The organism is Photorhabdus aegyptia, assembly GCF_000612035.1.
Classification (GTDB): Bacteria; Pseudomonadota; Gammaproteobacteria; order Enterobacterales; family Enterobacteriaceae; genus Photorhabdus; species Photorhabdus akhurstii.
The window spans coordinates 25676-50254 of the sequence record NZ_JFGV01000019.1 but is presented as its reverse complement, the minus strand read 5'-3'; the positions used below and the strand labels follow the sequence as shown (position 1 = coordinate 50254).

25 protein-coding genes are annotated in these 24579 nt (G+C 41.0%); 17 read left to right on the top strand and 8 right to left on the bottom strand.

Going from position 1 to position 24579, the window contains the following annotated elements:
• The first annotated feature begins 645 nt into the window (after window positions 1-645).
• The 5 genes from BA1DRAFT_RS08075 to BA1DRAFT_RS08060 all read left to right on the top strand — a co-directional run bounded on the left by BA1DRAFT_RS08075 (window position 646) and on the right by BA1DRAFT_RS08060 (window position 5110).
• Window positions 646-1662, top strand: coding sequence for a Tle-like phospholipase domain-containing protein (locus BA1DRAFT_RS08075; RefSeq protein WP_036777818.1), 1017 nt, complete (start codon window positions 646-648; stop codon window positions 1660-1662).
• Window positions 1663-1676: 14 nt separating this feature from the next.
• Window positions 1677-2264 carry an ankyrin repeat domain-containing protein gene (locus BA1DRAFT_RS08070; RefSeq protein WP_036777816.1) on the top strand — a complete coding sequence of 196 codons (588 nt, stop codon included), beginning with the start codon at window positions 1677-1679 and terminating at the stop codon, window positions 2262-2264.
• Window positions 2265-3144: 880 nt separating this feature from the next.
• Window positions 3145-3273: a hypothetical protein gene (locus BA1DRAFT_RS24370; RefSeq protein WP_268747231.1), complete on the top strand. Its 129-nt coding sequence runs from the start codon at window positions 3145-3147 to the stop codon at window positions 3271-3273.
• A 91-nt stretch (window positions 3274-3364) separates the two neighbouring features.
• Window positions 3365-4579, top strand: coding sequence for an MFS transporter (locus tag BA1DRAFT_RS08065; RefSeq protein ID WP_051560713.1), 1215 nt, complete (start codon window positions 3365-3367; stop codon window positions 4577-4579).
• 12 nt (window positions 4580-4591) lie between these two features.
• On the top strand, window positions 4592-5110 hold the full coding sequence (locus BA1DRAFT_RS08060) for a DUF6622 family protein (RefSeq protein ID WP_036777814.1): 519 nt from the start codon (window positions 4592-4594) through the stop codon (window positions 5108-5110).
• 168 nt (window positions 5111-5278) lie between these two features.
• Here the strand turns inward: BA1DRAFT_RS08060 and srmB are convergent, their stop codons facing one another.
• The gene (gene srmB, locus BA1DRAFT_RS08055) at window positions 5279-6616 is read right to left on the bottom strand and encodes an ATP-dependent RNA helicase SrmB (protein ID WP_036777813.1); all 1338 of its coding nucleotides are present in this window, start codon (window positions 6614-6616) and stop codon (window positions 5279-5281) included.
• Window positions 6617-6770: 154 nt separating this feature from the next.
• Here srmB and trmN point away from each other — a divergent pair, with 154 nt between their 5' ends.
• Window positions 6771-7505 carry a tRNA(1)(Val) (adenine(37)-N(6))-methyltransferase TrmN gene (trmN, locus tag BA1DRAFT_RS08050; protein WP_036777811.1) on the top strand — a complete coding sequence of 245 codons (735 nt, stop codon included), beginning with the start codon at window positions 6771-6773 and terminating at the stop codon, window positions 7503-7505.
• 67 nt (window positions 7506-7572) lie between these two features.
• Here trmN and nadB read toward each other — a convergent pair whose 3' ends face one another.
• Window positions 7573-9213 carry an L-aspartate oxidase gene (nadB, locus tag BA1DRAFT_RS08045; protein ID WP_051560712.1) on the bottom strand — a complete coding sequence of 547 codons (1641 nt, stop codon included), beginning with the start codon at window positions 9211-9213 and terminating at the stop codon, window positions 7573-7575.
• 166 nt (window positions 9214-9379) lie between these two features.
• On the opposite strand from nadB, the gene rpoE reads away from it, so the two are divergent.
• The 11 genes from rpoE (at window position 9380) to acpS (ending at window position 18857) form a co-directional block, all read left to right on the top strand.
• A complete protein-coding gene (gene rpoE, locus BA1DRAFT_RS08040; RefSeq protein WP_036777809.1) occupies window positions 9380-9949 on the top strand; it encodes an RNA polymerase sigma factor RpoE in 570 nt (189 codons plus the stop codon).
• Window positions 9950-9988: 39 nt separating this feature from the next.
• Window positions 9989-10639 (top strand): anti-sigma-E factor RseA, encoded by a 651-nt coding sequence (gene rseA, locus BA1DRAFT_RS08035; protein ID WP_036777808.1) that lies wholly within the window; start codon window positions 9989-9991, stop codon window positions 10637-10639.
• A 5-nt stretch (window positions 10640-10644) separates the two neighbouring features.
• Window positions 10645-11601 carry a sigma-E factor regulatory protein RseB gene (gene rseB, locus BA1DRAFT_RS08030; RefSeq protein ID WP_036777806.1) on the top strand — a complete coding sequence of 319 codons (957 nt, stop codon included), beginning with the start codon at window positions 10645-10647 and terminating at the stop codon, window positions 11599-11601.
• Window positions 11601-12065: a SoxR-reducing system protein RseC gene (gene rseC / locus BA1DRAFT_RS08025; RefSeq protein WP_036777804.1), complete on the top strand. Its 465-nt coding sequence runs from the start codon at window positions 11601-11603 to the stop codon at window positions 12063-12065. The genes rseB and rseC overlap by 1 nt, the downstream gene beginning before the upstream one ends.
• Before the next feature lie 191 nt (window positions 12066-12256).
• Complete coding sequence (gene lepA, locus BA1DRAFT_RS08020) at window positions 12257-14053, top strand: translation elongation factor 4 (protein ID WP_036777862.1); 1797 nt, start codon at window positions 12257-12259, stop codon at window positions 14051-14053.
• A 20-nt stretch (window positions 14054-14073) separates the two neighbouring features.
• Window positions 14074-15054, top strand: coding sequence for a signal peptidase I (lepB, locus tag BA1DRAFT_RS08015; protein WP_036777802.1), 981 nt, complete (start codon window positions 14074-14076; stop codon window positions 15052-15054).
• 176 nt (window positions 15055-15230) lie between these two features.
• Window positions 15231-15911: a ribonuclease III gene (rnc, locus tag BA1DRAFT_RS08010; protein ID WP_036777800.1), complete on the top strand. Its 681-nt coding sequence runs from the start codon at window positions 15231-15233 to the stop codon at window positions 15909-15911.
• Entirely contained in the window at window positions 15908-16816 is a 909-nt protein-coding gene (gene era / locus BA1DRAFT_RS08005) for a GTPase Era (protein WP_036777798.1), read from the top strand. Before rnc ends, era begins: the two co-directional genes overlap by 4 nt.
• Before the next feature lie 9 nt (window positions 16817-16825).
• Window positions 16826-17551 carry a DNA repair protein RecO gene (gene recO / locus BA1DRAFT_RS08000; protein ID WP_036777796.1) on the top strand — a complete coding sequence of 242 codons (726 nt, stop codon included), beginning with the start codon at window positions 16826-16828 and terminating at the stop codon, window positions 17549-17551.
• Between the two features lie 194 nt (window positions 17552-17745).
• Window positions 17746-18477, top strand: coding sequence for a pyridoxine 5'-phosphate synthase (gene pdxJ / locus BA1DRAFT_RS07995; RefSeq protein WP_036777795.1), 732 nt, complete (start codon window positions 17746-17748; stop codon window positions 18475-18477).
• Window positions 18477-18857, top strand: coding sequence for a holo-ACP synthase (acpS, locus tag BA1DRAFT_RS07990; RefSeq protein ID WP_011147524.1), 381 nt, complete (start codon window positions 18477-18479; stop codon window positions 18855-18857). Before pdxJ ends, acpS begins: the two co-directional genes overlap by 1 nt.
• A 2-nt stretch (window positions 18858-18859) precedes the next feature.
• Here the strand turns inward: acpS and BA1DRAFT_RS07985 are convergent, their stop codons facing one another.
• The 6 genes from BA1DRAFT_RS07985 to BA1DRAFT_RS07960 form a co-directional block, all read right to left on the bottom strand.
• Window positions 18860-19120 carry a YfhL family 4Fe-4S dicluster ferredoxin gene (locus BA1DRAFT_RS07985; protein WP_036777793.1) on the bottom strand — a complete coding sequence of 87 codons (261 nt, stop codon included), beginning with the start codon at window positions 19118-19120 and terminating at the stop codon, window positions 18860-18862.
• A 315-nt stretch (window positions 19121-19435) separates the two neighbouring features.
• A complete protein-coding gene (locus BA1DRAFT_RS07980; RefSeq protein ID WP_036777790.1) occupies window positions 19436-20155 on the bottom strand; it encodes a gp53-like domain-containing protein in 720 nt (239 codons plus the stop codon).
• 416 nt (window positions 20156-20571) lie between these two features.
• Window positions 20572-21006 (bottom strand): tail fiber assembly protein, encoded by a 435-nt coding sequence (locus BA1DRAFT_RS07975; RefSeq protein ID WP_036777787.1) that lies wholly within the window; start codon window positions 21004-21006, stop codon window positions 20572-20574.
• Window positions 21007-21060: 54 nt separating this feature from the next.
• On the bottom strand, window positions 21061-21888 hold the full coding sequence (locus tag BA1DRAFT_RS07970) for a phage tail protein (RefSeq protein WP_036777785.1): 828 nt from the start codon (window positions 21886-21888) through the stop codon (window positions 21061-21063).
• A 456-nt stretch (window positions 21889-22344) separates the two neighbouring features.
• Window positions 22345-23616, bottom strand: coding sequence for a phage tail protein (locus tag BA1DRAFT_RS23995; RefSeq protein ID WP_235200996.1), 1272 nt, complete (start codon window positions 23614-23616; stop codon window positions 22345-22347).
• Between the two features lie 155 nt (window positions 23617-23771).
• Window positions 23772-24491 (bottom strand): gp53-like domain-containing protein, encoded by a 720-nt coding sequence (locus tag BA1DRAFT_RS07960; protein ID WP_036777782.1) that lies wholly within the window; start codon window positions 24489-24491, stop codon window positions 23772-23774.
• Window positions 24492-24579 lie beyond the last annotated feature (88 nt).

Sequence of the window (24579 nt, the reverse complement as noted above, 5' to 3'; positions counted from 1 at the left end):
GTAAATCCTTTTTATAGATTACCAAATGGATGCTAGCTGACCGATTACAAAATCAGAGGAAAACCTTTGATGCACACTAAAACTAAATTCTTGATAACTATTTCAATGTTGTAAAGTATTTTTGAACGTTTATCCAAAGAATTGCTTTGTGGTTAGCTATAGAAACTTATTTAAAACATAAGGTAGCAATATGTTTTATAGTAACTATATGAAATTAACTGTTCTGAATCAATGAGTATCCTCATTTGTGTGAGTATATCGGAATGAGACATATTGGCCTGACCGAATACCCCAGATAATTCATTGATAATTTTGTTTATTGTGCGGGCGTAGAGATAGAAATGATTACGGGTATGCAATACCGTGAAGGGCCAGATTGTGGTTAAGGATAAGCTGGATCGTTTGAATATCGTATGAAATCAAAACAATACTTGTTGTAAGCAGTCAGTTCACTTTGGCTCTTTTCTGGCTATTTATTGACAAATAATAGGTAGAAATTTCTCTGTTATCAGAGAGAAGAATCACAATTGCTTAATTTTTTTAACAAAATTTAAACATTTATTTAACTTAATGGTATTTCCTGCCGATAGATTAGTTGTACTAATTAGATCGTCGATTATTTTCAACTATCTTTAGGGGAATTTTATGAGTTTATCAATTGAAATGAATCTATCAGTCGATTCAAGTTTTCCCGTTTTAAATAATCTTCAACTTGTTACACCGCCTTCTGTTCCAGATCAGAATATTGAAAAAGCGACCACAGAAGTTTTTTCCCTCTCTGAAACAACTAAACAAAGTAATAGAGTCTATCAATCATTAATTAATGAGCAGAGTATTAACATTAATTTAAAGTCAATCACCGGAATTAAGTCTGAACAAATAAGTGGTAAGCAATCTCATGAAATTGATTATATGTTGACCTTAATTTCTGATGATGTCTACATACGCACCACGATGGGAATAGGTGATTATGTTCGTCTTTCTGACGGTGAATTATTAAAGGCAGGAATAGAACCGGCAAATTTAAGGGATGAAACAACGGGTTTTCAGGCAGGTATTTATCGGAATGATGATCTCTATATAGTTGCTTTTGTGGGCACTAATGATTTGAAGGATATATTAACTAATTTACGACAAGGTTTTGGATTTGATGAAGCTCAATATCATCAAGCCATTGATTTGGCTCGTACCGCCAAAATGGCATTTGGGGAAAATTTGTTATTTACCGGGCACTCTTTGGGAGGGGGATTAGCCGCGACAGCCGCATTATCAGTTGGAAAGCCTGCGGTAATATTTAATTCAGCCGGTGTTTCTGACAATATGATGAAAAATTTGGGGTTTTCACCCCAAGAGGGTAGGGCTATCGCTGAAAATGGATTGGTGCGTCATTATGTTGTGGAACATGATTTGCTTGATGTATTACAACAGAAACTGCCCGTATCTCAGCCGATAGGACATAAAATCTTACTGAAATATAATGATAATTCAGGAGAATCAGATCAAGGGTTTCCTCATAATCTGATACGTGGACTAAAAGCACATTCTCTTAAAAAGATGCTGGAATTATTAACGATATACAAACCTTGGTCATCTTTAAATGATGAACAGCAAGAAGAATCTCTAGTCAAGCTTAATGAACCGGATCTGAGTGTTTCCACATAATAAAGAGAAGCGCGATGAAAATTGGTGAAGTAATTGAGCCTGAATCGGAACCAGATTGTCAGCGGAGTGAAGAAAATATAACTCCGTTACAATGGGCTATATTCAATCAGCGAATGGATGATGTTAATAATTTGCTGAAAGAGGGCGCTGATCCTACTCAACCTGGTTTGCAACAAGAAAGTGCTTTACATACGGCTGCAAAAATCAACAGCCCTGATTATCTTAAATCTTTGTTATCAGTCGTGCCGGATGTGAATATTATGCATCCTGTAACCTTAGCAACACCTTTACATGTTGCAGTTCAGGTAGGAAGAAGAATGCAGATTGAATTACTATTGGCCGCCGGTGCTAATCCCAATCAGGCTAATCGGATTGGAGATACTCCGTTACATATTGCAGCCAAAATTAATTCGCCGGAACTGGTGCTGATATTGTTGAAGTCAGGCGCTGATCCTAAATTGCAAAACAAGCAACAATCAACGTTCCAGATGTATCTCAATCTCACACCGCTAAAAGCGCGGAGCTGTGAGATGCAAGCTAAATATGATAAGGTTAATCACTGGCTGAAAGCTCGGCAAGTCAGTCGATATTATTTGAAATAAGATAAAAACGGGCTATTTGGCCCGTTATTTTTCATTAAAGATAAATAAATTAAATCAGTAATTGAGGATTGGAATATTAGGATCAACTCATAAATCACCATGTTTTTATCGCATTTTATGAATATTATATATTGATTTATTTTCCTTAATAAACAATGTCTAAAACACAGTGTTGCTAGATATATTCCCTTAAATATGTTTCGGTTTCCCATAGTGGGCTTACACGATAAATGATATCTACATTGCTATGATATTTTTATCTGGTTTTATTAAGCGAAATCGTTAATTTTAATTACCTTTGTTGTTATATGTAGTAATGATTATGGAAAGTTAAGAGATTTATGGAGCCAGTATCTGGCTGCCTAGTCTGGAAAAATAAAAAGACATAAGTGTTATGGTAAGTTTTTTGGCGTAAAATGTTAAATTATTTTTTTAGAGAAGACATTTCTTTATTCTGTGCTAGTATGGAGAAAATTAAATTAATTTACTAATGTGGAATATTTTTATGAAAAATAAATAATAGAACTCGTAATTAACATTAAATAATATTCACTTATTTAAGTTTTCTTTGATCTTTATCTCAAAAAAATAATTCATATTTATTTGAGTTTGACTTTAATTTAAATTAAAGGTAGAAGAATAAGCTTGTGAGAAGTGTTATATTTATATTGCATTCACGTATATAAATTGGCGGTAGCGTGGTTGTTTTGAAAGTAATTTTTCTCGAAATAACTGTTAGAGGTGAAGCAAAGTTGTGGTCGCTTTAAGCCTGACCATTTATTATAGATGATCAAAAACTTGTGTGATTGCTAGAATAAACTCACTAAGGTTTAATGCTTCCCTGAGATTTCTGCAAACTGAGATCAAGAATTGGAAAACAATGAGTGAAAATGTCTATCTTCCTTGGATGATTATTGATGGCGTTTCCATTCCAGAGGAATTCGGTGGGTATGCAATTCTTCAAGATACTGAGTTGAGAAACGAAAAAAACCTGGGCCGCAATTCGTAGATGAACATGAACGGTATTCTGCCGAAAACTGCAAAATTTCACATCCAAAATCATAAAACAGATGGACGTATCTATATTTGCGGAGAAACAAATGACTTCATTCACTGAACGAGCATCACCTTATTCCGAGGTATTACGCTCCTCATCATTCCGGAAATTGCTTATTGGTCAAGGCTTGTCAATGATTGGTGATGCGGTCTGTTTAGCTGCCCTTCCTGTTGCGTTGATTCATGCCAAACTTAGTGGGGAGGTTTTTGGTGTCGTCATGGCTGCGGTAGGATTAGGGACGGTCATTGGGGCTGTTGTTGGAGGTCTGCTAGCAGACAGAAAGTCACCAAAACACATTCTCATTGCGACAGATACTGCCAGAGGGCTGGCGCAAGTTGCTGCAACTATGTTACTTGTGTTAAACGCTCCGTGGTGGGGATTAGTACTTGCCTATTTAATATTTGGTATTGGCATTGGCGTCTCTCGCCCATGCGCTCAAGTTCTGCTTGTAAATTTGCTACCCAAGCAAGCCTTAGTGGCAGGAAATGGAGCCATGAATTTTGTAGATAACTTTGTGGCAGTAGTCTTTCCGGCCACAATAGGAGTGATGATCATATTGTGGGAACCAGCATGGGGAATACTGGTTGATGGTATTACATTTTTCGCAGCAGCTTTTTTTACTGCCCTGATACCTGATATAGGGATTCGTGGTTCCGATGATAAATTCTCTATACGTGAGGTATTGAACGGTATTACAGTCATTACTGGTAACTCTGTATTGTTACTCGGGTTTATCGCGACATTGATCCTGAATGTGTTGTGCTTCCCTATTTTCTTAGTCATCGCTCCATACGCAATCAGTGATCGATTCAGCGATACGATGTGGGGGTTTTGTCTAGCAGCTTCGGGAGCTGGTGCATGTATTGGATCTGTTATCACAGTACTTACTGCTGGTCACCAACGTCTAATACGACTTGCCGTAATCTGTGGTTTATTTCTCTGTAGTGCAATGCTTTTATTGGGTATGGGGGGCTTCGCTTGGATGGTCATTCTGGGGGCAATGTTTGTTGGGATTGTTGAAGCATCCTGGCTTACTGGTTGGGCCACTGCTATGCAAACCCTCTCTCCGGAAAAAGACCTTGGAAAAGTTGTAGCGGTAGATACTTTTGTTACCAGTGGTGCGCACCCATTCATTTATCTTGGAGCAGGAATCATCGGTGCAATGGTGGGATATTCTGAAACGCTAACATTGACTGCGATCGTTAGTGCTATTGGAATCACTGCCATCGCATTTGCTGCGATCACTCGCAAAATATGAAAGGAGAATAACATGTCACTGACCACCATTATTAAAGATACCCCAATATGGGTCTGGATTCTTTTTGCTTTTCTCATCAGGCGCGGGATTAGTGCCTTGTACGATCGTGAAATGCGAATTGATCGCCTTTTCTTACTACCAATAGTATTCCTGGTCTGGGGAATATATAGCGTCATTTATGAAACTATATTCTCAGATTTAGCCTTGATAACGATGATAGCGGGTTTATTCGTCGGGATTGTAATAGGATGGAGTTTGTGGCGTTCTCAACCAAGATTACGTGAAAAAGCAGGCAGTGATTTAATCATCCGTCCTGGCACTTCGTTAACGCTGACGCTGATTGTTATCACATTTATCGTTAAATTTATTATTACGGCCATGTTAAGCATTCACCCTGCGTTGTTGCATTCGTTACATTTCAATCTGTTTTTTGGCTTTAGTAATGGTGTGCTTGACGGTATTTTCTGGGGCGGAACGCTAAATCTTTTTATTCCTTGGTACATAAACAGGACTAAGAGCATCGACAAATAGTGTTTATGAAACTCTAATACTCTCTGTTCTCCCCAGCCATGCTGTATACCTGATGAATTATTAATAGAAATAAAGAAGTGTTTGCTGAGAGCTTATTTACTCACAGAATAATCTTACTATGCGAAACTGCATATTATAATTAACGGGCCAATCGGCCCGTTTAAAGATTTACTCATTGTTATTGGTTGGCGCTTCCGATTTTGGATTACCGGAAGGTTTACGGCGTTTACCGATATTTTTGCTATCCCGATGACGTATTTTGGCTTTTTTCTTCGATTCTTCCGCTTTCTTTTTCTCTTTGCGTTTAGCCAATACTTTTTTCGATGGCTTATTGCGAGCTTTGTCACTTGGTGCTTTGGTTGTTGGGCGAAGTTCATCAACCATCCGCGACTTTAGTGGTTCATTCAGATAGCGACTGATTTTGCCTAATAAAGGATGATCATGCGCTTCTACTAAGGTAATTGCAGTACCTTTGCGACCTGCGCGAGCTGTCCGACCAATACGGTGTAGATAAACGTCGGCGGTGCGCGGTAAATCGAAGTTGAAAACGTGGCTGATATCATCAATATCCAATCCACGGGCAGCAACATCTGTTGCAACCAGAACAGTGACGCTGCCATCATTCAGGAGCTTAACTGCTTCCGTCCTTTTAGCCTGTACCATTTCCCCTTCAAGGAACCGGGCTTTAATGCCGGCTTGATGCAATTCACCCACAAGTTCGTGTACACGTTCACGTTTGCGAACAAAAATAATGGATTTAGTGACATCAGGTTGTTTCAGTAAATGGCAGAGCAGGGCTGTTTTGTGTACCGAATTATCTGCACGGTAGTAAAATTGCTGGATTTTTTTGCGTTCACGGCGTGAGGGTTCAGCATCAATTTCAACTGGATCTTCCAGTAAACGTTCAGCAAAATCACGAATGGCTTCCCCTTCCAGAGTAGCAGAGAACAACATGGTCTGTTTGCGCCAACGGGTTTCACCCGCTATGGTTTCAATATCGTTGGCAAAACCCATATCCAGCATACGATCGGCTTCATCAAGGATCAGTGTTTCAACTGCCCGGCAATCAAAGTTTTCTTCCTTGATATATTGCAGCAGACGGCCTGTAGTGGCGACGACAATATCTTGATTCTCGCTGAAAATTTCTGCGTGATTCATATAGGCTACGCCGCCAGTAATGGTCGCGATATCCAAATTGGTATGCGCAGCGAATTCTTTTGCCTGATCTGCCACTTGCATAGCCAGTTCACGGGTGGGCGTCAGGATCAGAATGCGTGGCGGTCCAGATTTTTTACGTGGAAAATCCAATAAATGTTGCATAGCTGGCAGCAGGTAAGCCGCGGTTTTGCCGGTACCGGTAGGCGCTGATCCTAGTACATCACGCCCGTCCATTGCTGCTGGAATAGCCGTAGCCTGAATGGCTGTTGGGCGGGAGTAACCTTTATCATTTAGGGCGTCAAGCAGGCGTTCATCAAGCTCAAGTTCAGAAAAGTTTGTTGCAATCATCATATACCTCTGTTTAGGCCGCCGATTATAAACAGGTTGGGCGTATTGTTCATCTATTAAAGCGGTCAGTTAAGAGTAGATAGCTTTTATCGAAACATAATAACCCTTATCCTATGACGAAATTTATTGAGCTAAATAGATATAGGTTATTAATTTGAAACAGAAACGACTTCTACGCCGGGGTGGATTTACTTTCAAGCAATTTTTTGTTGGTCATGATCGGTGTGCGATGAAAGTCGGGACTGATGGCGTTTTATTGGGAGCATGGGCTCCGGTGAGTGACAGAAAAGCGATTTTAGATATTGGTTGTGGCAGTGGGCTCATTGCGTTGATGCTAGCACAGCGTACGGATGAAAATACCAAAATTGATGCGGTGGAACTGGATATAGAGGCTGCATTGCAGGCACAAGATAATGCAGAACAATCTCCTTGGCAGGGAAAAATAGATGTTTATCAGCAGGATATTGGTGATTTCGCTGAACAGTATTCGCAATGTTATGACTTAATTGTCAGTAATCCCCCCTATTTTGAACCGGCTGTTGCTTGCCGAAATGAGGCAAGGGAACAGGCTCGTTATACGGGATCGCTGACTCACCAGCGATTATTACAATACGCTGAGGCGTTGATTACGGCGGATGGTCTGTTTTGTGTGGTATTGCCATATGCCATTGGTGAGGAATTTGAAACAATGGCATGTCGTTTGGGCTGGTTTTCCTATCATCGGGTCAATATTCGCGACAGACAAAGTAAGCCGTTGCATCGGATATTATTGGCATTTTCCCGTAAGGAAAAAACCGGCTTAATCAGTGAATTGACTATTCATCAGCCAGACGGTACATATACGCAAGAATTTCAGCAATTGGTGACGGATTTCTATCTCTATTATTGAATCGTATATTGAATTATTGAAAGAACCACGCCGGAGCGTGGTCATGCAGAGGTTTTGCCAGCAAAAATCAAGGGATCAAAATCGTTGGTTTTGATTCTGGCAGTAGATCAGGATAATCCAGTGTGAAATGCAGACCTCGGCTCTCTTTCCTTTCTAACGCACAACGCACGATTAATTCGGCGACTTGCACCAGATTTCGTAATTCCAGTAGATTGTTAGAAATCCTGAAATTGGAATAATAATCGTGAATTTCCTGTTGCAGCATATTAATACGGCGCAGTGCTCGTTCCAGGCGTTTGGTTGTACGCACAATGCCGACGTAATCCCACATAAATAGGCGTAATTCGTGCCAGTTGTGCTGAATAACGACCTGTTCATCTGAATTGTCAACCCGGCTCTCATCCCAGAAGGGGAGTTGCGGTACTTCTGCTATTGTTTCAATCTGTTGTTGGATATTTTCCGCAGCAGACCAGCCATACACAAGGCACTCCAGCAGAGAGTTAGATGCCATACGATTTGCACCGTGCAAACCTGTATAGCTGACTTCACCGATAGCGTATAAATTGTTGAGGTCAGTATGTCCCTGATGATCGACAACAATACCACCGCAGGTGTAATGGGCGGCAGGAACGATTGGAATCGGCTCTTTCGTTAGATCAAAACCCAGCGTCAGCAATTTTTCATAAATCATCGGAAAATGCTGGATAATGAAATCCGCTGGTTTATGGCTGATATCCAGAAACATGCAGTCAGCACCCAGGCGTTTCATTTCATGGTCAATTGCTCGTGCTACGATATCGCGAGGGGCGAGTTCAGCACGTTCATCGAAATCAAGCATAAAACGGCTACCATCGGGGCGTTTCAGATATGCGCCTTCACCTCGCAGGGCTTCTGTCAACAGGAAATTGCGCGCCTGTGGATGGAAAAGACAAGTCGGATGAAACTGGTTAAATTCGAGATTGGCGATACGGCAGCCCGCACGCCATGCCATTGCAATGCCATCGCCGGATGAAATATCGGGATTGGTCGTATATTGATAGACCTTAGCCGCACCGCCTGTTGCCAGTACCACGACCTTAGCGCGATAAGTTTCCACCTGTTCTTGCTGACGGTTCCAGATATAAGCGCCGACGACTCGGTTCTCACCATCTAACCGGGCTTTATTTGAAGTAATTAAATCAACCGCATTGCAGCGCTCTCTCACCGTGATATTCGGATGAGAAATCGCTTTATCAACCAGTGTCGTTTCTACCTCTTTGCCCGTTGTATCAGCATGATGCAGAATACGCCGATGGCTGTGACCACCTTCACGGGTCAGATGATATTGTTTTTCTCCCTCTTCGCTGGTTTCTGTATCAAACATAACACCTTGATCAACTAACCATTGCACGCAAGGACGGGCATTGCTGGTGATAAACTCAACAGCGCTTTTATCGCAAAGCCCAGCTCCGGCGATAAGGGTATCTTCAACATGAGATTCGATACTATCCGTTTTATCAAATACAGCGGCGATACCGCCCTGTGCATAATAGGATGCCCCTTCGCTGAGAATACTCTTACTTAATACAGTGACTTTATATTGTGAGGCCAGCCGTAAAGCCAGAGATAGGCCGGCGACACCGCTGCCGATAATAAGTACATCGCTGTAATGTTGTGAGAATAATGATTGCATAATTGATGATGTATGAAGAAGATGGGTAAAAATCATGTTAGCCTATCAGATATGAGAAAGGCGATGATTGCAACAAAATGATGGCGGAAATTGAACTTCGCAGAATTTTATTACTCAAAGCCATGCTTGCTTGGGAATAGGACATCATGGTTAGTTCAGTAAATATCAATGTGGAGCTTTGCTTCGGGAGATTTAACCTCGGATGAGCGAGCAGTTAACGGATCAAATGCTGGTTGAGCGAGTGCAGAAAGGTGACCAAAAGGCGTTTAACCTACTGGTAGTCAGATATCAGCATAAAGTAGCGAGTCTTTTATCCCGCTATATTCCGCAGGGTGATGTTCCTGACGTTGCTCAGGAAACATTTATTAAAGCCTATCGGGCATTGGCTTCGTTTCGTGGTGATAGTGCTTTTTATACTTGGTTGTACCGTATAGCAGTAAATACTGCGAAGAATTATCTGACCGCTCAAGGGCGCCGTCCTCCGTCCAGTGATTTGGATGCCAGTGATGCGGAAAATTATGAAATTTCGAATGGATTAAAAGAAATTTCGAACCCTGAGAACTTAATGTTGTCAGAAGAATTGAGGCAGGTGGTTTTCCGCACCATTGAATCTCTTCCCGAAGATTTGCGAATAGCAATAACGCTGAGGGAATTAGATGGGTTAAGCTATGAAGAAATAGCTACCATTATGAATTGTCCGGTAGGTACGGTTCGTTCTCGTATCTTCCGTGCAAGGGAAGCCATTGATGATAACATTCAACCACTGATTTAAAATTAAAAATAGTGGAACAATACTGAAGGGTACTTTGACATGCAAAGAGAAAAACTTTCCGCATTGATGGATGGCGAAACTCTTGATAGTGAAGTCGTTAGTATTTTGTCTAAAGATTCTGTAATGCAGAAACGCTGGGAAAATTACCACTTGATCCGTGACACATTGCGCGGTGATGTGACAGAAGTATTACATCTGGATATTGCTAGTCGGGTTGCATTGGCGCTTGAAAAAGAGCCAGTTCATTCCATTGCTGGGGCTATTCCTGAATCCCAACCTGAACCAGAGAGCTGGCAAAAAATGCCGTTCTGGCAAAAGCTTCGCCCTTGGGTGAGTCAAATGGTTCAAGTGAGTGTTGCAGCCTGTGTTTCGCTGGCAGTATTGGTTGGTGTACAGCAGTACAACAGCCATAGTGTTGAGGATCTTGAATATCAATCTGATACGCCCGCATTTAATACTTTGCCAATGATGGGATCGGCTTCTCCGGTGAGTTTGGGAGTGCCTTCCGGTGATGATCTGTTTGGCAATGATCAGCGCATTCAAATGCAGGAACGTAATAAGCGTATTAACATCATGCTGCAACAATATGAACTCGATCGCCGTGTGCATTTTAAGCAAAATGACGAACGGGGAATTTCACCACAGGTTGCTATTCCGGTTCCCGGAACGCAATCTTTAGGAACACAATAGCAGTAATGAAACGTATTTGGTTTTCCGTTTGCTTGCTGGCGGGCTGCCTGTTTGCTCCTTTACAAGCCTCGGCGCAGCTTAGCAGCGCCGAGGTTTTGTTGCAGGAGATGGGAAATGCTACTCAGTCTCTGACTTACGAGCTTGCTTTTATTAATCTCAACCAGCAGTCTATCGTCTCAGTTCGTTATCGCCATGCCGTTATCGATGATATTCCAATTGCTCAGATTATGCAGATGGATGGTTCTCGTCGGGAGATTGTCCAGCGTGGTAATGAGATCAGTTATTTTGAACCCGGATTGGATGCTTTCAGTCTTAGCGGTAATCATATTATTGATTATTTACCGGCCGTCATTTTTGCTGACTTTAATCAGTTGAAAAAATACTACAATTTTATTGATGCTGGTCGTACCCATATCGGTGATCGGCCCTGTAGGGTTGTACGCATCACCTCTAAAGATGAAGTGCGTTATAATTATATTTTACTAATCGACGAAGAGACTCATTTACCATTACGTATTGATTTACTTGATCGTGATAGTGAGGCACTTGAACAATTTAGGGTGGTTTCTTCCACCATCGGTGGGGGCATCAATGATGCAATGAGTGTGATTACTCGCTTAAATATGCCGCCAATGCTGGTCATTCCACCGTCAGAGAAGGTCGTATTCAATTGGAAAGTGGGTAAATTGCCGGCTGGTTTCGTTGAGGTTTCACGTAATCGTCGTAAATTGTCAAATAGTGACTCACTTGAATCCATTATGTTTAGCGATGGCTTATTTAGCTTTTCTGTGAATGTGACTAACGCTAATAAAACCGGTAAGTTGGAATATCCTTTCCGTGGTGGGCCTCGAACGATTTATAGTGTGATACGTGGAGCAAATGAGGTGACAATTATTGGTGAACTACCATTGGCAACCGCCAAGCGTGTCGCCGCTGGCGTCGCATTTATAGGAGCTGACTGATGGTCAAAGAGTGGGCAACAGTAATTCACTGGCAACAGGGACGGGCATTATTACGTTATGGTTCCTCTTCTGGCTGTGGCAGTTGTCAGGCGCGAGCAACGTGTGGTTCTTATTTACTTAATAAATTAGGGTCTGATGGCATACATCAGCTTGAACTGGAGATTTTACAACCGTTGCAACCGGGGCAAAAAGTGGAAGTTGGTATCCCGGAAGGGAGCTTGCTGCGTTCGGCGTTGCTGGTTTATCTGACTCCGCTTATTGGGTTATTCCTCGGTGGGGTACTTTTTCAGTTATGGGTAACCAATCAATTGTGGGTGTTTTGTGGCGGTGTTTTAGGAGGCGCATTAGGATTCTTCTTTGCCCGCAGAATCGCCACTTACTGGGATAATCGGCTGGAATATCAACCTGTCGTTTTACAAATCGGCTTACCTCCTGATGCCATTCACATTCAGCGTCGGGAATAAATCTATTTTAATCATCCAAAACGTTTAAAACTCATACTCTAAAGCCGCAGGCATGACTAGGTTTTCGTGGATTTGGCATGTAGAATACAGCCTTTCAGGCCGGTGGCCGACCTAATAAACCGTCGCTTTATGTCCCTCGTGTGTCCATTAGGCGAATGACTCAGAAATATCAAGGCAGAAAAATATTTATAATGAAGCAAATACGAAATTTCTCCATTATTGCTCACATTGACCACGGTAAGTCGACGTTATCTGACCGTATTATTCAAATTTGTGGCGGCTTAACAGATCGTGAGATGGCAGAACAAGTGCTGGATTCAATGGATCTTGAGCGTGAGCGTGGTATCACCATTAAGGCCCAAAGTGTTACCTTGGATTACAAGGCGAATGATGGGCAACTCTATCAATTAAACTTTATCGATACGCCGGGGCATGTTGATTTCTCATATGAAGTTTCCCGCTCACTAGCTGCCTGCGAAGGGGCGTTGCTGGTGGTTGACGCGGGACAGGGAGTGGAAGCCCAGACGCTGGCTAACTGTTATACCGCGTTGGATATGGATCTAGAAGTTGTTCCTGTTCTGAACAAAATCGATTTGCCGGCGGCAGAGCCTGAGCGTGTAGCGGAAGAGATCGAAGATATCGTCGGTATTGATGCTACTGATGCAGTGCGTTGTTCAGCCAAAACGGGTGTCGGCGTACAAGATGTCATTGAGCGCTTGGTTAAAGAGATTCCCGCGCCGGAAGGCGATCCTGATGCGCCATTACAGGCTCTTATCATTGACTCATGGTTTGATAATTACCTTGGTGTTGTCTCCTTGGTGCGGATTAAAAACGGCACTTTACGTAAGGGTGATAAAATCAAGGTGATGAGTACCGGTCAGGTATATAACGCCGATCGCCTTGGCATTTTCACCCCTAAGCGTGTTGATCGTGATGTATTAGATTGTGGCGAAGTGGGCTGGTTAGTTTGTGCAATTAAAGACATTCTTGGCGCGCCTGTCGGGGATACCTTGACATTGGCCCGTCAACCTGCGGAAAAACCACTTCCGGGCTTTAAAAAAGTGAAGCCGCAAGTTTATGCAGGGCTGTTCCCTGTTAGTTCTGATGACTATGAAGCGTTCCGTGATGCACTAGGTAAATTGAGTCTGAATGACGCTTCACTATTTTATGAGCCAGAAAGTTCTTCTGCATTGGGTTTTGGTTTCCGCTGCGGTTTCCTTGGTCTGTTGCATATGGAGATTATTCAAGAACGCCTGGAACGTGAATATGATCTCGACCTTATTACCACGGCGCCAACGGTTGTGTATGAAGTGGAGACAACTAGCCGCGATATTGTCTATGTGGATAGCCCCTCTAAACTACCACCGCTGAATAATATTGAAGAGCTGCGTGAACCAATTGCTGAGTGCCATATGTTGTTGCCTCAGGAGTACTTGGGGAATGTCATTACTTTATGTGTTGAGAAACGCGGGGTGCAAACCAACATGGTTTACCACGGTAAACAGGTTGCGCTGACTTACGAAATACCGATGGCAGAAGTGGTTTTGGACTTCTTCGATCGATTGAAATCTACCTCTCGCGGTTATGCTTCACTGGATTATAATTTCACTCGTTTCCAGTCATCTGATATGGTTCGTGTGGATGTATTGATTAACGGTGAACGAGTTGATGCATTGGCGTTGATTACTCACCGTGGTAATGCGCAGTACCGTGGCCGGGAGCTGGTGGAGAAGATGAAAGAACTTATTCCTCGTCAGCAGTTCGATATCGCAATTCAGGCTGCGATTGGTAATCATATTATTGCTCGCTCAACAGTGAAGCAATTGCGTAAAAACGTCTTGGCGAAGTGTTATGGTGGTGACGTCAGCCGTAAGAAAAAGCTATTGCAGAAACAGAAAGAGGGTAAGAAGCGTATGAAACAAGTGGGTAACGTTGAGTTACCACAGGAAGCTTTCTTAGCCATTCTTCATGTTGGTAAAGACAATTAATAAGCTTGTAAGGAGTCTAAATGGCTAACACTTTTGCCCTGATCCTAACGTTGGCAACGTTAGTCACCGGCATTATTTGGTGTATTGATCGTTTCAAATGGGCACCAGCGCGCAAGAAAAAACTTGCCAGATTGCAAGAGTTGACAGAAGGTACAATGGATCAGGAGCATCTGGCTGAGACTATTAACAAGCCGACATGGGTAGATACTTGTTCATCTATTTTTCCTGTGTTAGCCGTGGTTCTGATTCTGCGCTCTTTTGTTTATGAGCCTTTTCAGATTCCATCGGGTTCCATGATGCCAACTTTATTGATTGGTGATTTCATTCTGGTGGAAAAATATTCATACGGACTGAAAGATCCTATCACTCAAACAACATTGATTAAGACCGGCGAACCAAAGCGTGGTGATGTTGCCGTATTTAAATACCCGTTGGACCCCAGTTTTGACTACATCAAACGGGTGATTGGTTTACCGGGCGATAAAATTATTTATGATCCGGCAAAGAAAGAGCTGCGTATTTTTTCTAATTGCAGCAAAACAGGGAATTGTCAGGAAGAATTACCGGTTTCTTACGGTTCACTATTCCCAAGTGAGTGGACAATGCAGCAGTATGGTGTCGATTCCAAGGGTGAAAGTCTGAAGAAGGTAGGTGTTTTCCAAATCCCCGTTGAAGAAACGTTGCCGCCTTACAGTATGCGGCAGGGTGAACGGATTGAAAATTTGGGCGCGGCAACTCACCATATTTTGGAGATTCCAGGTGTACTATCGGTGCCTAATTTCCGTCAACCTGGCTTGCCAGAGGGAATGTGGATTGTGCCCGAAGGCCACTATTTTATGATGGGTGATAACCGTGATAATAGCGCTGATAGCCGTGTATGGGGTTTTGTCCCTGAGAAGAATCTAGTTGGTCGAGCTTCCGCCATCTGGATGAGTTTTGAAAAACAGGAAGGGGAATGGCCTACCGGAGTTCGCTTCAGCCGTATTGGTGGAATTAATTAATATTTTTATATTAGCGAAGCATTAATTTTACTCACAGTGTAGAATGTCCTTTCAAACTTAATGACTGGCTCCTATAAGGGGCCAGTGCAAACGCAACAGTTTTGTCAGGGGTTTCTGTAACAGGTCTGTTGCGTGTGCGTTTTTATTTGACGAATTCTGACCGATATTGGTAGCACATGAATCCCATCGTAATTAACAGATTGCAGCGTAAGCTGGGGTACACTTTTGAGCAGCATGATCTGCTGATACAAGCGTTAACTCATCGTAGTGCCAGCAGTAAACATAATGAGCGGCTGGAATTTCTTGGTGACTCAATCCTGAGTTTTGTTATTGCCAATGCGTTGTATCATCGTTTTCCTCGTGTTGATGAGGGGGATATGAGCCGCATGCGCGCCACATTGGTGCGTGGTAATACACTGGCTGAATTAGCAAGGGAATTTGAATTAGGTGAATGCCTTCGTTTAGGGCCGGGGGAACTGAAAAGCGGCGGCTACCGTCGTGAATCAATACTGGCTGATACCGTTGAAGCATTGATTGGTGCGATTTTCCTTGATAGTGATATTCAGACTATTGAAAGAATTATCCTGAGATGGTACGAAACCCGCTTGAATGAAATCAGTCCTGGCGACAAACAGAAAGATCCGAAAACCCGTTTACAGGAATATTTGCAGGGGCATCATCTGCCTCTGCCGTCATATCTGGTTGTTATGGTTCGTGGTGAAGCTCACGACCAAGAATTTACTATTCACTGTCAAGTGAGTGGTATCGAACTGCCAGTTAAAGGAACAGGCTCTAGCCGTCGCAAAGCGGAACAGGCAGCGGCTGAGCAAGCATTAAAACAACTGGAGCTTGAATGAGCGAACAAGAAACCTATTGCGGATTTGTTGCAATAGTTGGACGGCCTAATGTGGGGAAATCCACGTTGCTGAATCAGCTTTTAGGTCAAAAAGTATCTATTACTTCTCGTAAGCCGCAAACGACCCGTCACCGTATTATGGGTATCCATACGGAAGGGGCTTATCAGACTATTTATGTGGATACGCCGGGATTACATATTGAAGAAAAACGGGCGATTAACCGGTTGATGAACCGGGCGGCCAGCAGTTCTATCGGTGATGTGGAGTTGGTTATTTTTGTTGTCGAAGGGACTCATTGGACCCCGGATGACGAAATGGTACTGAACAAACTGCGTAATCTGCGTTGTCCGGTTTTACTGGCTATCAATAAAGTGGATAACGTAACGGATAAAACCAGTTTGTTGCCACATATTGGTTTTATCAGTAAACAGATGAGTTTTCTTGATGTTGTCCCGATGAGCGCTGAAAAAGGCATGAATGTTGATACGATTGCCAAAATTGTGCGCGGATATATACCGAAAGCGACTCACCATTTCCCGGAAGATTATATTACTGACCGTTCTCAGCGGTTTATGGCTTCTGAAATCATCCGAGAAAAGCTTATGCGTTTTCTTGGTGATGAATTGCCATATTCTGTCACGGTTGAAATTGAGCAGTTCGTGGCGAATGAACGCGGTGGTTACAATATCCACGGCTTAATTCTGGTTGAGCGTGAAGGCCAGAAGAAAATGGTTATTGGTAATAAAGGTAGTAAAATCAAGACCATTGGTATTGAAGCCCGTCAGGATATGGAAAGGCTGTTTGATGTAAAAATCCACTTAGAACTGTGGGTTAAAGTTAAAGCGGGTTGGGCTGATGATGAGCGAGCGTTACGTAGCTTGGGTTACGTTGATGATTTGAAATAAGGCATCCCTGTGGACGGTTGGCAACGTGTTTTTGTTCTTCATGGGCGTCCTTACAGTGAAACGAGTCTGTTACTGGATCTATTCACTGAAAATGAAGGGCGAATTAGCGTGTTGGCAAAAGGTGCGCGTAGCCGTCGTTCCAATTTAAAAGGCTGCTTGCAGCCCTTTACCCCATTGCTGGTTCGTTGGAGTGGGCGGGGGGCAATTAAAACGCTGCGCGATGCAGATCCTATCTCCCTGGCCCTTCCTCTTACCGGCAGTGTGTTGTACAGCGGCTTATATATCAATGAATTGTTGTCAAGAGTGCTTGAACAGGGAACGGCTTATCCCGCCTTATTCTTTGATTATCTGCAATGTTTGCAGATTCTTGCCGCCAGTGAATATACACCGGAATATGCATTACGTCGGTTTGAACTAGCGTTGCTGGCAAATCTTGGTTATGGCGTTGATTATCTTCATTGTGCGGGCAGTGGTGAACCTGTCGCCGACACGATGACCTACCGTTATAGAGAAGAAAAAGGATTTATCGCTAGCTTGGTTGTTGATCATTACAGTTTTACCGGGCGCGAATTAAAATCACTGGCGACTCGTGAATTCCCTGATTCTGCGACATTAAAGGCAGCAAAGCGTTTCACACGTATTGCATTAAAACCTTATCTGGGTGGCAAACCTTTAAAAAGTCGTGAATTATTTCGGCAGTTTGTACATCAGAAGCCACAAAAGAAAGAAAATTAATGAATTTGTTTCTCTTCAAGATGGAAAGTGTAAACTTGTCATATTCTAATATGACTATACCCTATGGATTTCAAGATGCATCGCGGCGGCAAGGGAGCGAATCCCCGGGAGCATAGATAACTATGTGACCGGGGTGAGAGAGTGCAGCCAACAAAGAAGCAACTTGAAAGATGACGGGTATACAGGAGATAAATATGGCTGAAGTATTATTAGGCGTTAATATCGATCATATTGCGACGGTGCGCAATGCCCGCGGTACCAATTATCCTGATCCGGTTCAAGCGGCTTTTGTTGCGGAACAAGCGGGAGCCGATGGTATTACCATTCATTTGCGTGAAGATCGCCGTCATATTACCGATCGGGATGTAGAATTGTTGAAGAAAACCATCCAGACCCGGATGAACCTTGAAATGGCCGTGACAGATGAAATGGTGGATATTGCCTGTCGTATTAAACCTGAATTTTGCTGTTTGGTGCCTGAAAAACGGCAGGAAGTGACAACAGAAGGGGGCTTAGATGTTATTGGTCAGAAAGATAAGGTTGCTGCGGCGGTTAAGCGTCTATCTGATGCGGGTATTCTTGTCTCGTTATTTATTGATGCGGAACATCGACAAATTGATGCGGCTAGTGAAGTTGGCGCCCCTTTCATTGAAATTCATACAGGTGCTTATGCCGATGCAAAAAATGAAGTAGAACAGGAAAAAGAGTTCCATCGCATTAAAGAAGCTGCGACTTATGCAGCGAATAAAGGTCTAACGGTTAATGCGGGTCATGGGCTGACATATCATAATGTACAACGTATTGCCGCTCTGCCGGAAATTTATGAGTTGAATATTGGTCATGCCATTATTGGACGTGCGGTATTCAGTGGTTTGACGGCTGCGGTGGCGGATATGAAAACCCAAATGCGGAAAGCTCGCCGTTAATGGCTATTATTGGGTTAGGTACAGATATTGTTGAAATTGCCCGTATTGAAGGGGTTGTCGAGCGCTCAGGCGAGCGCTTGGCAAAACGCATTCTCAGTGAATTAGAATGGGAACAATATCAACAACATGAAAAACCGGTTCGTTTTTTGGCTAAGCGTTTTGCGGTAAAAGAAGCCGCAGCGAAGGCACTGGGAACGGGTATCCGTAATGGGCTGGCATTTAACCAGTTTGAAGTGGTCAATGATGCACTGGGAAAACCGATTTTGCGGCTCTATGGTGCGGCGGCGGCGTTGGCTCAGCAATTGGGGGCGACCTCTTTGCATGTGACATTGGCTGATGAGCGCCGCTATGCCTGTGCGACCGTTATCCTTGAGCGTTGATTTCAGATTTTATCTGCATGATGAAGTAATACAAATTTATCCCACAGTTGTTCTTCTGTTTCTTGTCGGTCTGGATCGGTAATAATAGTATTATTTATCGGACAGACTGATTGACAGGTTGGAGCATCGTAATGACCGATGCATTCGGTGCAACGGTCGGCATCAATCTCATAAATTTCATCTCCCATCGATATCGCCTGATTGGGACATTCGGGTTCACACATATCACAATTGATACAGCTTTTTTTGATTAATAACGACATTTCAATAAATTAACTTTTTCTTTACTTTATATTCAGTGTGTTATCGCCGGTTCTTATTCCGTTCTATTACACACTGGTTATATTGCTACACAGTATAAATTACATGGAAAAACGAAGTCTAGCACGATATAAGTCTAGCGCTACATAATAGCATCTTTTGTTTTTCACATCGGCGATGATAGCCACTCTGTTACATTCGATGCAATGAGTTTCAGGTTGTTTCATTCATAAAATGATTGAGGCCGGGTTTTGTCTTAATGCCGGCCTTTTATTAATTAATTACGATAATGGGTTAATCGGTCATGCTTTATAAAATTAATACCCTATTGCTCTAAAAAATGCTATAACATCAGCATCTAAACCGGTAGGACTTCTAAAACATCGAAACTGGCTCTGATTTTCTATCATTACTGAGAATATCCCGGCTGCTTCAGGAGTATGGCCAGAGTGAGTTAATGTGATATTTAAACATTTATTCGGGAATGGTATTGGAAAATAATTTAAATACCCGGCGTTAGTAGATAAACTACCGTTAACTAGTGCAATTCCCCACATTTCAATTAAACCTGAAGGTAATTTTTGCCAGCCAGCCTGAGCTAAGTTTGCGGTGAAAAACGACATATCTGGAATCTGATTAATTCTAGTTCCCACTTCCCGTTTTGCAGCTTCATTTAAACCTAAATTTTTCACAAACGCATTTTTATCATAAATATCTGCGCCATTTTGTACTTTTTCCAATGCAGAGTTGGAAATTTTAGTGATAATTTTTCTTTCTAATGCTCTATTTAATTGAATGATTAATTTAGCGATATCACCATCATCCAGAACATCATCGCCGGATTCTGTCGCGATAAAATCAGCTACGACAGAGGATATAGTTGACGACTGACGTAATGCCTTATTTAATATATGAGTGGTAATATTTCCTGGGGGAAACCCAGTCTTTAAACTTTGCTCTCCTTCATATATTGTTTGGCTCACTACATTAGCGTTATTACCAATAGAAAACGCTTTAAAATCATTTTTGGGATTCATATATATTTTCCTGAAGTTCAATGGTGAGTTTTATAGATAATATCTTAAATTATTGTAGAGGTAATTTATCAACGCTCATAGTATAGAGATGAGAAGAAATAATTAAATATCTTTATATCTTATAAGGTTAATTATTTTTCGTATGTTTTAAGTAATAAATAACTCAATATATTTCAATTGAAAACATATCGAAATGATTAATTTTATCTTATGGAAACCATTTTAAACAATTTCCATATTGAAAGGTTTGTTCTGGAAATTAAGTTTCGATGATGGGTAATGTAACTAATGTCGCATGAGTTAAAAAATATTGACGGAGAATGAATTTTATGATGACAGAATGTTTATCATTGTAGCATTAGCAATAATAAAATAATTAAGACCAGGTTCTGTTTGAATCCTGGTCTTTTTGTTAATTACGATAATGGCTTAATTGGCCAGTCAATTTCTGGTGCGTTTGAAGTGTCAACCCGGTTAAGCATTACTCGGTATTTTTTCCATTCTTTGAGTAATAGCATCTCTTCGTCTGTTGCTATATCAAGTTCTACTGCATCAGAAAGTGGAGTTATTTTTTCATTTGCCAGAGATATAAATTGTGTTTTTTGGCTTTCCGCTATAAATATCAATTCCTCTTTTGTTGGTGGTGGGATATCTTCCCAACAAGGGAGACCATTTTCGCCAGAGGAAAGTATTTTTCCTATAGGTGGGATGCCCGAAAATTCATTGAATATATCATCGGTTACAGGTAAAGGATCATTTGGCCATGAGCCAGATTCAATATAATTCTGTTGTAATAATAGTGGATAAAACGATTTATTTAATGCACTAAATACATAGTTTTTATTGTTCATGATTTTTTGCCAATTTTAATTAAATAATCATCATGGTAAATTAATTGTTTTTAATTAATATCCTATTGCTCTGAAATAAGTATAAACAAAAGATTGACTGTCACCTAGACCCCTATAACATTTGAACTGACTCTGATTTACGACGGATGCGCCGAATATTCCTGCTGCTCTCGGGTCCCAATCATTGTGAGTTAACGTGATGTTAAAACATTTATTTGGGAATGGTATTGGAAAGTTATTAATATATCCGAGATCAGGTCTTCCTCCGGCAGAAACTCGTGCTATTCCCCACATTTCAATTAAACCTGAAGGTAATTTTTGCCAACCACTCTGAACCAAGCTTGAGGTGAAAGATGACATATCTGGAATTTGATTAATTCCAGTTCCCACTTCACGTTTTGCCGCTTCATTTAAACCTAAGTTTTTCACAAATGCATTTTTATTGGGGATATCGGCACCGTTTTGCGTTTTTTCTAGTCTGTTATTGGCGTTATTATTTATATCGGAGACGAGCTTCTGAGTTGCAGCCAGTGTATTGCTATTGCCAACCACATTTGTAAGCTGAACAATACCTTTCTGTGTTAATGATGCATCGGGAATTTTTGTTGTAATTTTTTGTTCTAACGCTTTATTTAATTGTGCAGTGAGTTTGGCTATATTACCGTCATCCAAAACATCACTGTTAGACTCTGTCGAAATAAAGTCAGCTACAACAGATGATATTGTGGAAGATTGGCGTAATGCCTTATTTAATATATGAGTGGTAATATTTTCTGGAGGAAATCCAGTTTGTAAATTTTGACTTTCTTCGTATCTTTCTTGGCTTACTACATTAGCATTATTGCTAATAGAAAATGCTTTAAAATCATTCTTATGGCTCATACATATATCCTTTAAGTAAATAATATTCTTTTGTAATTAACACATTGAGTTATAGTATAGGTGATTTGTCGAAAGTAATTTCAATCATAGTCTACGACAAAAATCAGATAATAAGATTTCATTATTAATCAATTGATTGATTAATAATGTGTGGCTGGTGATAATAAATTGTTTAATATTTTGTAATAGAAAGCATATATTAAAATTTTTTATTTTACATTTGGAGATTATTTAGTCTTTTCTATTTTGTCAATTTTCAAACAGTTTTAACAAGTTTTATTAAAATAGATGGTGTCAGAATAACGGTTACGAAAGTGGTATTATTTTGTCTGTTGATTGAATTGTTATATTTTTTTGTTTGTTCGATAAATATAAGTAAATATCCCTATCAATTAGGGGGTGAATTATCACCTAAAAAGACAAAATGGGAAAAGGGCTGCCATGCAGCCCATAATTCTAATCAGCAATATAAATTTCTGTAATATCAGGGCAATCATCTTTGTTTACTATAGATAACCTTAGTCCTGCATCTGACGAATGCACAACCAGCCATCCTCTTGAACCATATCCGACGCCAACCAAAATATTATCGATTGGAGGCATTTGTAAAGGTAAAAATATACCTGGGCTACCAGTACGTAAAAATATACATCTTCCTCGTATGTCCTGACTCAGTAATATGCTACTTCCGCTATCTCCACCGGCGCCTATTTTTTGCCACCCCTGATTAGGGCCTTTCCTTTGATATCGCTTGTCAGCTTCCGAACGTGAATATGCTCCGACATCTCCGGCTTCCAGATTGATGTCTTCAACCAATACTTTGCCGTTAATTTTCCTGTTATTAGGAACCGCGTTTCTTGCCAATGTTACGGTGTCTGATAAACCAAGTTCATTTACGGTAGGTTTGTTTTTTGTTGTATAAATATTAGTCCAATCTTCTTCAAATCCATAATTATCGCGCGCCGAGCGATAAGCAATCCCCCCGTTTTTGTAATGCACTTTCAACTGAAAAGCCGGACAACTCCCAACTCCATTATAGAAGTGAACAACATGATCACTAAATTTCGAATTCAGTAAGTCATATGACCCTGAATCTATGTTCCACGGGACCTGGTTATCAACAGAATATTTTCCTGTTAATCCAAGCCTAAATGCCCCTACATCACCAGCCCCTAAATTGATATCTCCAGTCAACACCTTACCATTAATTTTCCTGCTATTCGGTACAGCGTTTTTCGCCAAATTGACGGTTTCCAGCAAATCGAGATTTTTCACAAACTCGTTTTTATTGGGAATATCTGCCCCATTTTGGTTTTTGGCTAATTTATTGTTAGCATTATCATTTACATCAGAAACAAGCTTCTGAGTTGCAGCGAGTGAATTACTATTACCAACCACATCGGTAAGCTGAACAATACCTTTCTGAGTTAATGAGGCATCGGGAACCTTTGGTGCCATTTTCTGTTCCAGAGCATTATTTAATTGAGCGTTGAGTTTCTCTATATTTCCGTCATCCAGAACATCATTACCAGATTGTGTCGCGATAAAATTAGCGACTACAGAGGATATCGTGGATGATTGACGTAATGCTTTATTTAATATATGGGTGGTAATACCATCGGGTTCAAACCCAGTCTTCAAATTTTGACTCTCTTCATATTTTTCTTGGCTTGCTACATTGGCGTTATGACTAATAGAGAAAGCCTTAAAATCATTTTTAGGACTCATAGTATACTCCTTAAATTAAGTGATAAACTTTATAGATAATATATTGAATTATTATAAAAGTGATTCCTTATTTAATGCGCTGAATGCATGGTTTTATCGGTCATGATTTTTTGCCATATTAATTAAATGATCATGGCAAGTTGATTTTTATTAAATTAATATCCTATCGCCCTAAAATACGCGCCAACAGGCGTAGGATGATTAGTAGGGCTTCTATAACATCGGAATTGACTCCGATCTACTACGTGTACTGAACATATTCCGGAGTCTTGAGGGTTATAACCACCGTTAGCTAACACAATATTTAAACATGCGTTCGGAAATGGTATTGGGAAACTATTTAAATACCCGGCCTCCATAGAACCATAGCCGTGAACTAGTACAAACCCCCACATTTCAATTAAACCCGAAGGTAATTTTTGCCAACCAGTAGAACTTAGATTTGCGTTGAAAAACGACATATCTGGCACCTGATTAACGCCAGTTCCTATTTCCCGTTTTGCAGCTTCATGTAAACCTAAGTTTTTCATAAATGCATTTTTATTAGGAATATCTGCGCCATTTTTTGCTTTCTCTAAGGCGGAGCTGGAAATTTTAGTGATAATTTTTTGTTCTAATGCTCTATTTAATTGTGTGATGAGTTTAACAATATCTCCATCATCCAGAACATCATCGCCAGATTGTGTCGCGATAAAATCAGCCACGGCTGAGGCTATTGTTGATGATTGACGTAATGCTTTATTTAACACATGAGTAGTAATATCTTCTGGTGGAAACCCGGTTTGTAAGTTCTGACTTTTTTCATATTCTTGTTGACTCACTATGTTGGCATTATTATTAATAGAAAAAGCTTTAAAATCATTCTTGGGACTCATATACACTTTCCTTAAATAAAATAATGTTCTGTTATAATTAGCATGTTGAGTTATAGTATAGGTAATTTTTTGAGATTGATTTCAATTA

Coding starts and splice junctions, on each gene's coding strand:
- BA1DRAFT_RS08075 (WP_036777818.1), top strand. CDS start 646: ATGAGTTTATCAATTGAAATGAATCTATCAGTCGATTCAAGTTTTCCC.
- BA1DRAFT_RS08070 (WP_036777816.1), top strand. CDS start 1,677: ATGAAAATTGGTGAAGTAATTGAGCCTGAATCGGAACCAGATTGTCAG.
- BA1DRAFT_RS24370 (WP_268747231.1), top strand. CDS start 3,145: ATGAGTGAAAATGTCTATCTTCCTTGGATGATTATTGATGGCGTTTCC.
- BA1DRAFT_RS08065 (WP_051560713.1), top strand. CDS start 3,365: ATGACTTCATTCACTGAACGAGCATCACCTTATTCCGAGGTATTACGC.
- BA1DRAFT_RS08060 (WP_036777814.1), top strand. CDS start 4,592: ATGTCACTGACCACCATTATTAAAGATACCCCAATATGGGTCTGGATT.
- srmB (WP_036777813.1), bottom strand. CDS start 6,616: ATGATTGCAACAAACTTTTCTGAACTTGAGCTTGATGAACGCCTGCTT.
- nadB (WP_051560712.1), bottom strand. CDS start 9,213: ATGATTTTTACCCATCTTCTTCATACATCATCAATTATGCAATCATTA.
- rpoE (WP_036777809.1), top strand. CDS start 9,380: ATGAGCGAGCAGTTAACGGATCAAATGCTGGTTGAGCGAGTGCAGAAA.
- rseA (WP_036777808.1), top strand. CDS start 9,989: ATGCAAAGAGAAAAACTTTCCGCATTGATGGATGGCGAAACTCTTGAT.
- rseB (WP_036777806.1), top strand. CDS start 10,645: ATGAAACGTATTTGGTTTTCCGTTTGCTTGCTGGCGGGCTGCCTGTTT.
- rseC (WP_036777804.1), top strand. CDS start 11,601: ATGGTCAAAGAGTGGGCAACAGTAATTCACTGGCAACAGGGACGGGCA.
- lepA (WP_036777862.1), top strand. CDS start 12,257: ATGAAGCAAATACGAAATTTCTCCATTATTGCTCACATTGACCACGGT.
- lepB (WP_036777802.1), top strand. CDS start 14,074: ATGGCTAACACTTTTGCCCTGATCCTAACGTTGGCAACGTTAGTCACC.
- rnc (WP_036777800.1), top strand. CDS start 15,231: ATGAATCCCATCGTAATTAACAGATTGCAGCGTAAGCTGGGGTACACT.
- era (WP_036777798.1), top strand. CDS start 15,908: ATGAGCGAACAAGAAACCTATTGCGGATTTGTTGCAATAGTTGGACGG.
- pdxJ (WP_036777795.1), top strand. CDS start 17,746: ATGGCTGAAGTATTATTAGGCGTTAATATCGATCATATTGCGACGGTG.
- acpS (WP_011147524.1), top strand. CDS start 18,477: ATGGCTATTATTGGGTTAGGTACAGATATTGTTGAAATTGCCCGTATT.
- BA1DRAFT_RS07985 (WP_036777793.1), bottom strand. CDS start 19,120: ATGTCGTTATTAATCAAAAAAAGCTGTATCAATTGTGATATGTGTGAA.
- BA1DRAFT_RS07980 (WP_036777790.1), bottom strand. CDS start 20,155: ATGAATCCCAAAAATGATTTTAAAGCGTTTTCTATTGGTAATAACGCT.
- BA1DRAFT_RS07975 (WP_036777787.1), bottom strand. CDS start 21,006: ATGAACAATAAAAACTATGTATTTAGTGCATTAAATAAATCGTTTTAT.
- BA1DRAFT_RS07970 (WP_036777785.1), bottom strand. CDS start 21,888: ATGAGCCATAAGAATGATTTTAAAGCATTTTCTATTAGCAATAATGCT.
- BA1DRAFT_RS23995 (WP_235200996.1), bottom strand. CDS start 23,616: ATGAGTCCTAAAAATGATTTTAAGGCTTTCTCTATTAGTCATAACGCC.
- BA1DRAFT_RS07960 (WP_036777782.1), bottom strand. CDS start 24,491: ATGAGTCCCAAGAATGATTTTAAAGCTTTTTCTATTAATAATAATGCC.